Here is a 13643-nt window from a genome sequence, read left to right as displayed (position 1 = left end):
CATGGCTTACGCGTCGATTTTTCGCGCCGATCTGTTCAGCGGCCAGAACATGATTGTCACCGGTGGCGGCAGCGGCATCGGTCGCTGCACCGCCCATGAACTGGCGGCCCTTGGCGCCAATGTGCTGCTGGTCGGGCGCAAGCCGGAAAAACTCGAAAAGGTCGCCGCCGAAATCGCCGAGGACGGCGGCCGCGCGCACTGGAGGGCCTGCGATATCCGCGATGAAGAAGCGGTCAAGCAACTGGTCAAAGAGCTGATCGCCGAACACGGGCCGATCCACGGCCTGGTCAATAATGCCGGCGGCCAATACCCGTCGCCCTTGGCCTCGATCAATCAGAAGGGCTTCGAAACCGTGCTGCGGACCAATCTGGTCGGCGGTTTTCTGATGGCCCGGGAAGTGTTCAACCAGTCGATGAGCAAACACGGCGGCAGCATCGTCAACATGCTTGCCGATATGTGGGGCGGCATGCCCGGCATGGGCCACTCGGGCGCCGCGCGTTCGGGCATGGACAACTTCACCAAGACTGCCGCGTTCGAGTGGGGTTACGCCGGGGTCCGGGTCAACGCCGTGGCGCCGGGCTGGATCGCGTCCAGCGGCATGGACACTTACGAGGGCGCATTCAAAGCAGTGATTCCGACCCTGCGCGAGCATGTGCCGCTCAAGCGTATCGGCACCGAATCGGAAGTCAGTGCGGCGATCGTGTTTCTGCTCAGCCCGGCGGCGGCATTCATCAGCGGCACCACGGTGAAAATCGACGGCGCCGCCAGCCTCGGCAGTCGCGCCTGGCCGCTGCACAAGGCCAGCCACAGCGAATCGTTCAACGGTTTCCACCGCGCGTATTTACCAGAAGTGTTGCGTCCTGACGTGCTCAAGGACAAGGAATAAGCCATGGCGCAGATTCAGTCGCAACTCGATCCGCACAGCGAAACATTCGCGCGCAACCGCGCGGCCATGCTCGCCGCCATCGAGCAGGTGCAGCAGCTCGAACAGAACCTGTTGAACAAGGCCGCCGAAGCCAAAGACAAATTCAGCAAACGCGGGCAACTGTTGCCCCGCGAACGCCTGAACCTTTTGCTCGACCCCGGCGCGCCGTTCCTCGAACTGGCCAGCCTCGCCGGCTACAAGTTGCATGACGACAAGGACGGCAGTTCGGCCGGTGGCGGGCTGATTGCCGGCATCGGTTATGTCTGCGGCATCCGCGCGATGGTGGTCGCCAACAACAGCGCAATCAAGGGCGGCACGATCTCGCCGAGCGGCCTGAAAAAATCCCTGCGCCTGCAACAGATCGCGCGGGAAAACAAACTGCCGATGATCACCCTCGCCGAAAGCGGCGGTGCCAACCTCAATTACGCGGCAGAGATCTTTGTCGAAGGTGCGCGCAGTTTCGCCAATCAGGCGCGCATGTCAGCGATGGGTTTGCCGCAGATCACCGTGGTGCACGGCTCGGCCACGGCGGGCGGCGCCTATCAACCGGGGTTGTCGGATTACGTGGTGGTGGTGCGCGGCAAGGCCAAGCTGTTTCTCGCCGGCCCGCCATTGCTCAAAGCAGCGACCGGCGAAGTGGCCACCGATGAAGAACTCGGTGGCGCCGAGATGCACGCGCAGGTCGCCGGCACTGCCGAATATCTCGCCGAAAACGACGCTGACGGCATACGCCAGGTCCGCGAGATCATGCGCATGCTGCCCTGGAACGAGCAGTTGCCGTGGCTGCCGGAGCGGCAATTCAAAGAACCGCTTTACCCCATCGACGAACTGCTCGGGCTGATCCCGGACGATGCAAAAAAGCCCTACGACGTGCGCGAAATCATCGCGCGGATTGCCGATGAATCGGACTTTCTCGAGTTCAAAGGCGAGTTCGATCAGCAAACCCTTTGCGGCCAATTGAAAATCCAGGGCCGCGCCTGCGGCTTAGTTGGCAACAACGGCCCGATCACCCCGCAAGGTGCGAGCAAGGCGGCGCAGTTCATCCAGTTGTGCGACCAGAGCCAGACGCCGCTGCTGTTTTTCCACAACACCACGGGTTTCATGGTCGGCACCGAATCGGAACAGCAAGGCGTGATCAAGCACGGCTCGAAACTGATCCAAGCGGTGGCCAACGCACGGGTGCCTAAACTGACCATTGTCGTCGGCGGTTCCTACGGCGCCGGCAACTACGCCATGTGCGGGCGCGGGCTCGATCCGCGCTTCATCTTCGCCTGGCCCAACAGCCGCACGGCAGTAATGGGCGGCGCACAGGCCGGCAAGGTCTTGCGCATCGTTACCGAAGCCAAACAGCTCAAGGACGGCATCGAGCCGGATCCGAAAATGCTCGACATGCTCGAACAGATGACCGCGCAGAAACTCGACAGCCAATCCACCGCCCTGTACGGCAGCGCCAACCTGTGGGACGACGGCCTGATCGACCCGCGCGACACCCGCACCCTGCTCGGTTACTTGCTGGATATCTGCCACGAAGCCGACACGCGCAAGCTGCAACCCAACAGCTTCGGCGTCAGCCGCTTCTGACCGCCACGGATCCTACGGAGAACAACAACAATGATCTTCACCCCGGAACACGAAGCCCTGCGCCGCACCGTCCGCCAGTTCGTCACGCACGAGATCAACCCGCACGTCGAAGAATGGGAAAAGGCCGGGCGCTTTCCCATCCACGAAATTTTCCGCAAGGCCGGCGACCTGGGTCTGCTGGGCATTTCCAAGCCGGAAAAATTCGGCGGCATGGGCCTCGATTACAGCTATTCGATTGTCGCCGCCGAAGAGTTCGGCACCATTCATTGCGGCGGGATTCCGATGTCGATCGGCGTGCAGACCGATATGTGCACACCGGCCCTCGCCCGCTTCGGCTCCGATGAACTGCGCGAAGAATTCCTCCGCCCGGCCATCGCTGGCGAACAGGTCGGCTGCATCGGCGTTTCCGAAGTCGGCGCCGGCTCCGATGTCGCCGGGCTGAAAACCACAGCACGCAAGGACGGCGATGACTACGTGATCAACGGCAGCAAGATGTGGATCACCAACTCGCCGAGCGCCGATTTCATCTGCCTGCTGGCCAACACTTCGGACGACAAGCCGCACATCAATAAGTCGCTGATCATGGTGCCGATGAACACCCCGGGAATCAGCCTCAGTTCGCACCTGGACAAGCTCGGCATGCGCAGCTCGGAAACCGCGCAGGTGTTCTTCGACAACGTGCGCGTGCCCCAGCGCAACCGCATCGGCCATGAAGGCGCGGGGTTCATGATGCAGATGCTGCAGTTCCAGGAAGAACGTCTGTTCGGCGCGGCGAACATGATCAAGGGCCTGGAATATTGCATCGACAGCACCATCGAGTACTGCAAGGAGCGCAAGACCTTCGGTAATGCGCTGATCGATAACCAGGTGATCCACTTCCGCCTCGCCGAATTGCAGACCGAAATCGAATGCCTGCGCGCGCTGGTCTATCAGGCCACCGAGCAGTACATCAAAGGTCAGGACGTCACGCGCCTGGCATCGATGGCCAAGCTCAAGGCCGGACGGCTCGGCCGTGAAGTCAGCGACAGCTGCCTGCAATATTGGGGCGGCATGGGCTTCATGTGGGACAACCCGGTGGCCCGCGCCTACCGCGATGTGCGCCTGGTGTCGATTGGCGGCGGCGCCGACGAAATCATGCTGGGGATCATCTGCAAACTGATGGGCATCCTGCCGGGGAAAAAGAAATGAGCCGCCTGCCCGATTGCCAGACGCTGTTGCTGGAACTGCATGGCGGCGTGCTGCACATCACCCTCAACCGCCCGGACAGCCGCAACGCGATGAGCCTGCAAATGGTCGCCGAACTGCGCGCGGTGCTGACGGCGATGCACGATGACCGCACAGTGCGGGCCTTGGTGCTCAGCGGTGCCGGCGGGCACTTCTGCGCCGGTGGCGACATCAAGGACATGGCCAGCGCACGGGTTCAAGGGGCGGACGCTTACCGCGAGTTGAACCGGGCGTTTGGCGCGTTAATGGAACAAGCCCAACATGCGCCGCAAGTGCTGATCACTGTGCTGCAAGGCGCCGTGCTCGGCGGCGGCTTCGGCCTGGCCTGCGTCAGCGATGTTGCGATTAGCGATCACAAGGCGCAGTTCGGCTTGCCGGAAACCAGCCTCGGCCTGATCCCGGCGCAAATCGCACCGTTTGTGGTGCAACGGATCGGCTTGACCGAAACCCGCCGGCTCGCGCTGACGGCGGCGCGTTTCGATGGCGCTGAGGCGCAGCGATTGGGCCTGGTGCATTTCGTTGAACAGGATGCGCAAGCGTTGGCCGAGCGACTGGATGAGGTCTTGCAACAGGTACTGCGCTGCGCGCCGGAAGCGAATGCCGCGACCAAAGCATTGTTGCTGGCGAGTGCCGGACAGCCGTCGAGTGAGTTGCTTGATGAGGCGGCGCAGTGGTTCAGCGCGGCGGTGACTGGAGAGGAAGGGATTGAAGGCACCATGGCTTTTATGCAGAAACGCAAACCTCGGTGGGTCAGCTAAAAGCTTCGTGAGCAGGCTCGCTCCCACAGGTTGAAATGCATTCCAAATGTGGGAGCGAGCCTGCTGGCGATGAGGCCCGCACCTTCGCCGCCCAAAACTCAGGAGCGCCCGAATTCGCGGTTGAAATGCGTTCCAACTGTGGGAGCGAGCCTGCTCGCGATGAGGCCATCCCATTCACCGCTATCATTTCAGGAACCCCACCATGCCCACCCTCCACAAAATCCTGATCGCCAACCGCGGTGAAATCGCCTGCCGCATCCAGCGCACGGCCCAGGCGCTGGGTTATCGCACCGTTGCCGTTTTCAGCGACGCCGACGCCGATGCGCTACACGTGCAGATGGCCGACCAAGCCGTACACATCGGCCCGGCGCCGGTGCAGCAGTCGTACCTCAACATTGCGGCGATCCTCGACGCCGCCCGCCGCAGCGGCGCCGACGCGATTCACCCGGGCTACGGCTTCCTCTCGGAAAACGCCGATTTCGCTCGCGCCTGCGCCGAAGCCGGGCTGATTTTCATCGGCCCCAGCGTCGAAGCGATCGAACTGATGGGCAGCAAACGCCTGTCGAAAATCGCCATGCTCGACGCCGGCGTGCCGTGCATTGCCGGCTATCAAGGCGCAGCGCAGGACGACGCGACGCTGCTGGCCGAAGCCGAGCGCATCGGTTATCCGCTGATGATCAAGGCCAGCGCCGGCGGCGGAGGACGCGGCATGCGCCTGGTCCACGAGGCCAGCGAACTGGCGGCGCAACTGCGCACCGCGCGGTCCGAAGCAATGAACGGTTTCGGCAGCGACGAGTTGATTCTCGAACAGGCATTGATCGAACCGCGCCACGTCGAAGTGCAATTGTTCGGCGACCAGCACGGCCATCTGGTCTATCTCGGCGAACGCGATTGCTCGATCCAGCGCCGCCATCAGAAAGTCATCGAAGAAGCGCCGTGCCCGGTGATGACCGCCGAGCTGCGCCAGGCCATGGGCGAAGCAGCACTCAAGGCCGGGCGCGCGGTGGATTACGTCGGCGCTGGCACCGTGGAGTTCCTGCTCGACGCGCGCGGCCAGTTCTACTTTCTGGAGATGAACACCCGCCTGCAGGTCGAGCATCCGGTGACGGAATTGATCACCGGCCTCGATCTGGTCGCGTGGCAACTGCTGGTTGCCGAGGGCCAGCCGTTACCGCTGACGCAGGAGCAGATCCGTCTCGACGGTCACGCCATGGAAGTGCGCCTCTACGCTGAAGATCCCGCTGCGGATTTTCTTCCGCAAACCGGCCGAATTGCCGCATGGCAACCGGCTTCGGATCACGGTGCGCGCATCGATCACGGTCTGCTTGAAGGTCAGTCGGTCAGCCCGTTCTACGACCCGCTGCTGGGCAAACTGATCGCCCACGGCGCCACCCGCGAAGAGGCGCGACGCAAATTGTTGCGTGCGGTGCAGGACACCGTGCTGCTCGGCGTGCAAAGCAATCAACGCTTGCTCGAAGGCCTGCTGCAACATCCGCAGTTCATCAGTGGCGATTTCAGCACCGCCTTCATCCAAGAACATTTTTCCAGCCATGCCAGCCTAAACACTTATGTGCCGACAACGGCGCAACTGGCGATTGCCGTGGTGTTGTTCTATCAGGCCAGCGCCCTGCCCCATCGCGCCCCATTGAATGGCTGGCGCAACAACGCCAGCGTGCCGTTGCACTATCGACTCGGCAGTGACGAGCAGGACTGGACGCTGTCGGTGCTGGCGCGCAAAACCGGCGAGTTGGTCGTGCAGGCTGGCGAAAGCACTGTGGCGGTGAAAATCATTGAGCACGCCGCGCAATCAATCACCATCGAAGTCGACGGCCTGCGCCAGCGCCACGCCTATCGTCTGCACGATCGGCTGCTGTGGCTGTTCACCCATCCGGGCAGCCTGCGCCTGGAGGATCGAACTCATGCGCCGATCGACAGTCAGACCAGCGTCGCCTCCGGCACCCTGAAAGCCCCGATGGACGGTGCCATTGTCGATGTGCTGGTCAGCGAAGGCAGTACGGTCAGCAAGGGTCAATTGCTGGTGGTACTGGAGGCAATGAAAATGGAGCATCCGTTGAAGGCCGGCATCGATGGCGTGCTCAAACGGGTGCAAGTGAAGGTCGGCGATCAGGTAAAAAATCGTCAGGTTCTGTTGCAGGTCGAGTAGTCGCCCGGGCACAAGCGCGGGGTTTGACTACGCTCTGATAAATCAGAACGCGGAAATCAGGAACCCTGCGATGCCCCATTGGCTGGTCATAGATCTGGAAGCCACCACAGACGAGGGTGGCTGGCCGGTCACGGAAATGGAAATTATCGAGATCGGTGCGACCCTGGTCGACCGCGCCGGGCGCGAGCAGGATCACTTCCAGCGCTTCGTCAAACCGACCCGCCGGCCATTGCTGACGCCGTTCTGTCGGGAGCTGACACACATCACCCAGGCCAACATCGATTCGGCGCAACCGCTGAGCGAAGTCTGGCCGGCCTTTGAGCGTTGGCTGGCGCAGCATCAGGCTCGCCTTGAAGGCTGGGCCAGTTGGGGCGGTTACGATCGCCAGCAGTTGCTCCAGGAGTGGCAGCGCCTGAACATCGACAGCGGCCTGAGCAAAGTCCCGCACATGAACCTCAAACAGCGCTTCGCCAAGGCTCGGCGCCTGGAACGACCGTTGGGGCTCAATGGCGCGCTGCAACTGGCGGGCATGCAGTTCAACGGCCAACAACATCGCGCGCTGGAAGATGCCCGCAATACTGCACGGTTATTGCCGCTGGTCCTGCCGCTTTAGACGCGTGACGGCGCGAAAAGCCTTGTGCATACTGGCCGCCCCCTTTTAAGCCCTTTTCGAGGAATCCGCCCATGTTTAAAGTCAACGAGTACTTCGACGGCACCGTCAAGTCGATCGCCTTTGGCACCGCTGAAGGTCCGGCGACCATTGGCGTCATGGCCCCGGGCGAATACGAATTCGGCACCAGCCAGCGCGAGATCATGCACGTGGTTTCCGGCGCGCTGAGCGTAAAACTGCCAGACAGCAACGACTGGGAAACCTTCGCCGCCGGCAGCCAGTTCAACGTTCCGGCCAACAGCAAGTTCCAACTGAAAGTCGAAGTGGATACCGCTTACCTGTGCGAATACCGCGGCTGATCCCGCCGGTTTCACAGCGCAAAAAAATGCCCGTGTCCAAAAGACCCGGGCATTTTTCGTTTCAGCGACAGCCTATTCGAGAATCTCCACCGGCATGCCGACTTCCAGGCGGCCATTGCCGTCGTTGACCAGATTCTGTCCGAACATCGCGCCATCAGCGGTTGAGCGATGTTTCTGCAACGTCGCGAACGGCTCGCGATCGGCGCTGCGTTCACCGGTTTGCGGGTCGACAGTGGTCATGATGCAACGCGCGCACGGCTTTACCACGCGAAACTCGATATCGCCGATGCGAATACGTTTCCAGTTGTCCTCGGCGTAAGGCGCGCTGCCTTCGATCACTAGATTTGGACGGAAGCGCAGCATCTCCAGCTCTCGCCCTACCGTTTCCGAGAGGGCCAGCCGCGAGGCTTCGCCGATCAGCAGCAATGGATAACCGTCGGCGAACGCCACTTGATCGTCATCCTTGCCGAAACCCGACTGCGTGATGCGTGCCCGCTCGAGCGGCATTTGCACCAGACGTGTCGGCTTGCCAAGGAAGTCGCTGACAAAACGCGCGGCTTGATCACCGGCGTCCGGCACCCGCAGGGTGTCACGCCAGATCGTCACACCGCGCAGCTCGGCGTCGGCAGCGGGCAGCGCGACTTCGATAGCACCCTGCTCGGGAGCGCTGAGGGTCAGACCGCCGCCGGCATTCCATAACGCCGACAACTGACTCATCTTCGCTTCGGCACGCTGGGTCAGAAAGCGCCCGCTGGCCTCGTCCACCAGCATCCAGCGTCGGTCGCCCGCCAGCCCGAGCTTGTCCAGCTCGATGCTTTGCAGGATTTCGCCCTTGCCGGATTTCAACGGGTAACGATAAAGCGCGCTCAGACGCAGCATGGCCAGCTTCCTTGGAGGAAAAACGCCACCCTATACGAGCTCGATCTGGAATCAAAGACCAGGCTCACTCCTACAATGGGTGTGTGGTCAGGCCGGCACGGCGTCGAGCATCAGACGCTGGCGCACCACGTCGACCAGTTTGTCCGGCTGGAATTTGGAGAGGAAGTTGTCGCAGCCGACCTTCTTCACCATCGAGTCGTTGAAACTGCCCGATAGCGAGGTGTGCAGTACGACGTACAGGCCACGCAGGCGAGGGTCGTTGCGGATCTCCGTGGTCAGGCGATAACCGTCCATTTCCGGCATTTCCGCGTCGGTGAAAATCATCAGCAGTTTGTCGGTCATGTGCACGCCGGTATCGGCCCAGGCCTTGAGCATGTTCAAGGCTTTCAGACCGTCGCTGGCAATGTGCATTTTCACCCCGAGCTGGCCGAGGGTATCGCGCAATTGCGAGAGCGCTACATTGGAGTCGTCCACCAGCAAGACTTCGCGGCCCCGGGCGCGCTCCAGTACCGGGTCGTCGAGTTTCTCGCGCGAGACCTTGGCGTTGTACGGGACGATTTCAGCGAGGACTTTCTCGACGTCGATGATCTCCACCAGTTGATCATCGACCTTACTGATCGCGGTCAGATAATGCTGGCGGCCAGCACTGGTCGGCGGCGGCAGAATGGCTTCCCAGTTCATGTTGACGATGCGGTCGACACCGCCGACGAGGAAGGCCTGCACCGAACGGTTGTATTCGGTGACGATGATCGTGCTGTTCGGGCCCGGCACCAGTGGGCGCATGCCGATTGCCTGCGACAGGTCGATCACCGGCAGGGTCTGTCCGCGCAGATTTACCACGCCGCAGACGAAGGGATGACGCTGCGGCATCAGGGTCAGCTTCGGCAGTTGCAGCACCTCCTGAACCTTGAACACGTTGATCGCGAACAGCTGGCGTCCGGCCAGGCGAAACATGAGGATTTCCAGGCGATTCTCACCCACCAGTTGCGTGCGTTGGTCTACCGTGTCGAGAATGCCGGCCATCAATGACTCCTGGGCTTGTTCTGATGAATTCACTATGGGGGTTTATCGGCTGCATTCAGCTAATCTTGATTGCTGTAAAGCGCGCCGCTAAAAATGCCACAAACGGCCATTGATGTCACACTGACATCATGCTTTACTGGCAATCGTGATTTCATCTGCTAGATTCATTGCGGCGCGACCTCGGTTTGCACGTTAGGTTCCCGCGCCTAAGGGATTCCCCTAGGATCAATCAGGCCCAACCTGATATTCGCCATTTCCAATAGCCATTACTGTGACGCCATTCTCATTGCATGAACGGAGTCAGGCTATTGTGTGCGATCGCAATTCAGTGGCAACCCACCCTCTGGAACCCCTCGGTCCGTGCACCTGCACCGCCGGGCGCGATCTGCCGACGATTCACGATCGTCGCCACACACGGCCATCCGTCAACCAACACGACGTGGTGGAGATGAACATGCCAATCGACCGTAAAGACTGGGCGCAACGCTTCCCCGAATTTCTGGTCGAGGCCGAAACGCTTCTCGCCAAGTCCGAAGAATGCCTGAGCCATCTGCAACTGATCAGCAATGACAAGGATGCCATCGACTGCATGCTCGGCACTCTGCTGAAGCTGGCCGGCCGGGCCGAAGCACTGGCGCTGGAAGCGATCTCCGAGTTTTCCCTGCACATCTACAGCCTGCTGAATCTGACCCAGGATCGCGTCGACCTGCACGAACAGGCCCTCGATGCCTTGCGAGACTGTTTCACCCTGATGGCATGGCAGCTTGAGCTGGTCGATCATAAAACCGGACAACTGAGCCTTGATGGCAGCGAGCAGACAGCCTTGCTTGAGGCCTTCGCGGCACAAATGGGCCAGGACACGTTCGAACCGAAGATGATGAGCAAACGTTTGCTCTCCGGGTCTCTGATAGCTCACCAGGCTTGAGAAAACCGGCCGCGAAACTGTCGTAATTGAATAGTGCATACCTGCCAGCGACGATCCGGGGCAAATAATCTGCCCGACCAACGGCTGATTTCCAGATGCCGCCATCAGGGTTTTCCCTGTGTGCTCCCAGAGACACTTCCAGGCAAAATCGAAGTCGTCCAACTACAAAAACTCCAACTTTTTCCAATATGGAACTTGCGTCCACGATCCGGTATTTCCTGACTGAATGGACATATATAGCGACCGCGACCAACGGTATGTTAAGTGGTATTATGCCGCCGGTTAATTATCTGCCGTTTAATGGCACAGTGACTTCAGCGTTTCATTAGCAATATTACTGCCGGTCAATGATTGCTTAACGAATGCGGTATGAATCAATAACATAATTGACAGTATTTCCACACAGAGATCCGCCAGTCACCGGTCGGTCTGCCCGCAGCGAACATCCATTGGCTCCATCCGTTATGTACGCCAGTCTCAAGTCACTCATTACATGGCCACCTTCTCGGGAAAACGCCCGGCGCTTCACACTTGTTCTGTGTGTTCTGGCGACCTTGGGCAGTCTGCTGGCGTATGTTGTTTCGGCACGCCTTCCCTTGGGATTGCTGGCACTCGACATCGCCGCCACCGCGTGCGTCTGGGTGCAATATCGCTTGTCGCGCAAATCGATCAAGTTTCAGCCACAAGAGTTGGCTGATCGACTGCTGCAAGTCCAGGAAAACGAACGACATCGCCTCAGCCGTGAATTGCACGACGATATCGGCCAGTTGCTCACCGCCGCGAAGCTGCAAAGTGACTGGCTCAAACGCCGCCTGCCGGAAGATCTGCAGGAACAATGCAAGGTCCTCTGCGACACGCTGGATGAAACCCTGAACAAGGTGCGTGACGTCTCGGCGATTCTCAATCCACGGCAATTGACCAGCCTGGGCCTCGAAGCCAGCCTGCGTGCACACTTGCTCAAGACGTTGGCCAACACGCCGGTCAACTGGAGTCTCGATTGCCAGCAGCGGCTCAACGGCATCCCCGAGGAAATGGCCGTCGCCGCGTTTCGCATCGCCCAGGAAGCCGTGACCAACATCCTGCGCCACGCACAGGCAAAAAATCTGTTGATTCGGGTACAGCGATTGCCGCAAGGTCTGACGCTGTTGATCAGTGATGACGGCCTGGGTTTTGCCCCGGCGGCCGACCCGGCCAGAGAAGGTCAACGCGGCATGGCCGGAATGGCCGAGCGCATCGAACAGTTGGGCGGCACATTGAGCGTTATCAGCGAGCCGGGCAAAGGCACTCGAATCGAAGCACTTTTCCCGTGGGCGCCGCGAGCGCTCGAACGGGCCAGTACGAATAAGGTTATGCGTTGACTTGTAACTTACTTCTGGTGGATGACCACTCGCTGATCAGAGCCGGCGTGCGCGCTCTGGTACTGGATATTCCCGGTTACGCGGTAATCGGCGAAGCCAGTGATGGTTCGCAATTGCTTGAAATGGTCGAGCAATTGAGCCCGGACATCGTATTGCTCGACATCTCGATGAGAGAAACCGGTGGCCTGGAAGCGCTGCAACGGCTCAAGCGCGTGCGGCCGCAGAGCAAAGTGCTGATTCTGTCGATGCACACCGATCCGGCGCTGATCATGCAGGCGCTGGAGTCCGGTGCCCATGGCTACCTGCTCAAGGACACCACGGCCACCGAGCTCGAGCACGCGCTGGAAGCGCTGCGCAACAACGAACGCTACCTCAGCCCGGCCATCGCTCATACGGTGATCAATCAGGCACTGACGCGAAACCAGAAGAGCCAGCCGGACGTCGCCGATTCGCACAATCTGACCGCGCGCCAGCTGGAAATCCTTCGCCTGATCGTGCGCGGCAAATCGACCCGGGAAATTGCCAACGGTCTGGGCTTGAGCGTCAAGACCGTCGAAACCCACCGCGCGCAGATCATGAAACGCCTGCAAATCTACGACGTGGCGGGTCTGGTGCTGTTCGCCGTGCGTGAGCAGATCATCAGCCTTGATGACTGATTGACGGTTGTTGGCCCAATAACGGCGAGTCCTTTGGCAGATGCACCTGCAACGCTGCAGGTTTCGCAACAAATCGCAGACTGTCGCCCTCCAGCGGCTCGCCATCGAGATTGATGCTCAGCCCTTCGGCGACCTTGATCTCGACCCACGGCAATCGTGCCCGCACAAACATGTTGTCGAGGCCGAAGCCCTCGCTCAGCAGATTCTTCAACGTGCCGACCAGCTCCTGCGGTGCTGGCAAAATGCTGATGTCCAGCAAACCGTCGTCGACTCGCGCCTCGGGGCACAGCACATGGCCGCCACCCGCCTGCCGTCCGTTGCCGATTCCCAGTGCGAGCAGTTCACCCTGCCAATGAAAATCCGGGCCTTGCAACTCGCCGTAAGCGGCATGCAGTTCGCTGAACCGGGTCAGGCCGGTAAACAGATAAGCGGCGCCGCCCAAGACCTTTTTCAGGTCTTCCGAAGTATTGGCGGTCACCTGGCTACCGAATCCGCCGGTCGCCATGTTCAGGAAAATCTGCCCGCCCACCTCGCCCAGATCGATATCCGAGGGCTGAATGTCCAGTAGCTCAAGGGCTTCGGCCGGCTCCAGGGAAATACCGGCGGCGCGGGAAAAATCATTGGCGGTGCCCAGCGGCAGGAGGACTAGACTGGCTTTTTGCGGATGCTGAGCCAGCGCCTCGGCAATATCGCGCAACGTGCCATCACCGCCACCGGCGATGATTTTGCTGTAGCCGGCCGCCAACGCTTCCTCAACCAGACGCTGGGCGTCGCCAGCCTCCCACGTCACTCGCACAGCCAGTTCCCAGCCTTGCTCACGCTTGGCTTCGACGGCAGCGCGGACATCTTCGTTGAGTGCCTGTTTGCCATGCAAGATCAGCAGTGCCCGGCGTTCACTCATAACGTCACTCCAAGAATTGAAATCGATTGAAACATCTTGACCACTGCGCGCGTTAAAAAAGCCGCAGGGATGGCAATTAATTGCTTTTCAAACGGCCAGCGTCCTACACAGCGGTATTTTTTCGTACGGAACAAGAGGAATCGGCTTAATTGACCCCGTCCGATCATTGGGTCACCGTGTGCCGGCAGCACCAACTTTCAACTCAATAACACAAGGATGTGCCGGTAATGAACGGATACCCCGCGATTCATTTCCATGAATCGAGCAATGGAATAATCAG

Annotated in this window: 13 protein-coding genes and 2 pseudogenes; 12 read left to right on the top strand and 3 right to left on the bottom strand. The window is 60.3% G+C overall.

The annotated features are described in order from the left end of the window. The first annotated feature begins 1 nt into the window (after window position 1). From JWU58_RS09125 to ppnP, 9 genes and pseudogenes are all read left to right on the top strand, one after another. A complete protein-coding gene (locus tag JWU58_RS09125) occupies window positions 2-886 on the top strand; it encodes an SDR family oxidoreductase (RefSeq protein ID WP_024013681.1) in 885 nt (294 codons plus the stop codon). A gap of 3 nt (window positions 887-889) precedes the next feature. Next, on the top strand, window positions 890-2506 hold the full coding sequence (gene atuC / locus JWU58_RS09120) for a geranyl-CoA carboxylase subunit beta (RefSeq protein ID WP_206421800.1): 1617 nt from the start codon (window positions 890-892) through the stop codon (window positions 2504-2506). Between the two features lie 30 nt (window positions 2507-2536). Then, window positions 2537-3694 (top strand): citronellyl-CoA dehydrogenase, encoded by a 1158-nt coding sequence (gene atuD / locus JWU58_RS09115; protein ID WP_206421799.1) that lies wholly within the window; start codon window positions 2537-2539, stop codon window positions 3692-3694. Then, window positions 3691-4488, top strand: coding sequence for an enoyl-CoA hydratase/isomerase family protein (locus tag JWU58_RS09110; protein ID WP_206421798.1), 798 nt, complete (start codon window positions 3691-3693; stop codon window positions 4486-4488). Before atuD ends, JWU58_RS09110 begins: the two co-directional genes overlap by 4 nt. 202 nt (window positions 4489-4690) lie before the next feature. Next, window positions 4691-6206 (top strand): annotated as a pseudogene (locus JWU58_RS09105) (acetyl-CoA carboxylase biotin carboxylase subunit); the annotation flags it as partial. After that, window positions 6188-6343: pseudogene (locus JWU58_RS27695) on the top strand (hypothetical protein); the annotation flags it as partial. The pseudogenes JWU58_RS09105 and JWU58_RS27695, both read left to right, overlap by 19 nt. Beyond that, window positions 6320-6652 (top strand): acyl-CoA carboxylase biotin carboxyl carrier protein subunit, encoded by a 333-nt coding sequence (locus tag JWU58_RS27525; protein WP_455750160.1) that lies wholly within the window; start codon window positions 6320-6322, stop codon window positions 6650-6652. The pseudogene JWU58_RS27695 and the gene JWU58_RS27525, both read left to right, overlap by 24 nt. Before the next feature lie 70 nt (window positions 6653-6722). Next, the gene (locus JWU58_RS09100) at window positions 6723-7265 is read left to right on the top strand and encodes a 3'-5' exonuclease (protein ID WP_024013686.1); all 543 of its coding nucleotides are present in this window, start codon (window positions 6723-6725) and stop codon (window positions 7263-7265) included. Window positions 7266-7336: 71 nt separating this feature from the next. After that, window positions 7337-7621, top strand: a complete 285-nt coding sequence (gene ppnP, locus JWU58_RS09095; protein WP_206421796.1) for a pyrimidine/purine nucleoside phosphorylase — start codon at window positions 7337-7339, stop codon at window positions 7619-7621. A 72-nt stretch (window positions 7622-7693) separates the two neighbouring features. Here ppnP and JWU58_RS09090 read toward each other — a convergent pair whose 3' ends face one another. Both JWU58_RS09090 and JWU58_RS09085 read right to left on the bottom strand, forming a co-directional pair. After that, entirely contained in the window at window positions 7694-8500 is an 807-nt protein-coding gene (locus JWU58_RS09090) for an MOSC domain-containing protein (protein ID WP_206421795.1), read from the bottom strand. 87 nt (window positions 8501-8587) lie between these two features. Next, a complete protein-coding gene (locus JWU58_RS09085; protein ID WP_016770829.1) occupies window positions 8588-9523 on the bottom strand; it encodes a chemotaxis protein CheV in 936 nt (311 codons plus the stop codon). A 454-nt stretch (window positions 9524-9977) separates the two neighbouring features. Here JWU58_RS09085 and JWU58_RS09080 point away from each other — a divergent pair, with 454 nt between their 5' ends. The 3 genes from JWU58_RS09080 to JWU58_RS09070 all read left to right on the top strand — a co-directional run bounded on the left by JWU58_RS09080 (window position 9978) and on the right by JWU58_RS09070 (window position 12462). Continuing rightward, window positions 9978-10448 carry a hypothetical protein gene (locus JWU58_RS09080; RefSeq protein WP_110601741.1) on the top strand — a complete coding sequence of 157 codons (471 nt, stop codon included), beginning with the start codon at window positions 9978-9980 and terminating at the stop codon, window positions 10446-10448. A 464-nt stretch (window positions 10449-10912) separates the two neighbouring features. After that, complete coding sequence (locus JWU58_RS09075; protein ID WP_122507494.1) at window positions 10913-11806, top strand: sensor histidine kinase; 894 nt, start codon at window positions 10913-10915, stop codon at window positions 11804-11806. Continuing rightward, entirely contained in the window at window positions 11803-12462 is a 660-nt protein-coding gene (locus JWU58_RS09070; RefSeq protein ID WP_016770832.1) for a response regulator, read from the top strand. The genes JWU58_RS09075 and JWU58_RS09070 overlap by 4 nt, the downstream gene beginning before the upstream one ends. Here the strand turns inward: JWU58_RS09070 and yegS are convergent. Then, window positions 12446-13363 (bottom strand): lipid kinase YegS, encoded by a 918-nt coding sequence (gene yegS / locus JWU58_RS09065; RefSeq protein WP_206421794.1) that lies wholly within the window; start codon window positions 13361-13363, stop codon window positions 12446-12448. The two genes, JWU58_RS09070 and yegS, sit on opposite strands and share 17 nt — an antisense overlap. Window positions 13364-13643 lie beyond the last annotated feature (280 nt).

Source organism: Pseudomonas atacamensis (assembly GCF_017167965.1).
GTDB classification, from domain to species: Bacteria; Pseudomonadota; Gammaproteobacteria; order Pseudomonadales; family Pseudomonadaceae; genus Aquipseudomonas; species Aquipseudomonas atacamensis.
Note: the sequence above shows the minus strand (reverse complement) of the source record. Positions and strands in the feature narration are given on the sequence as shown.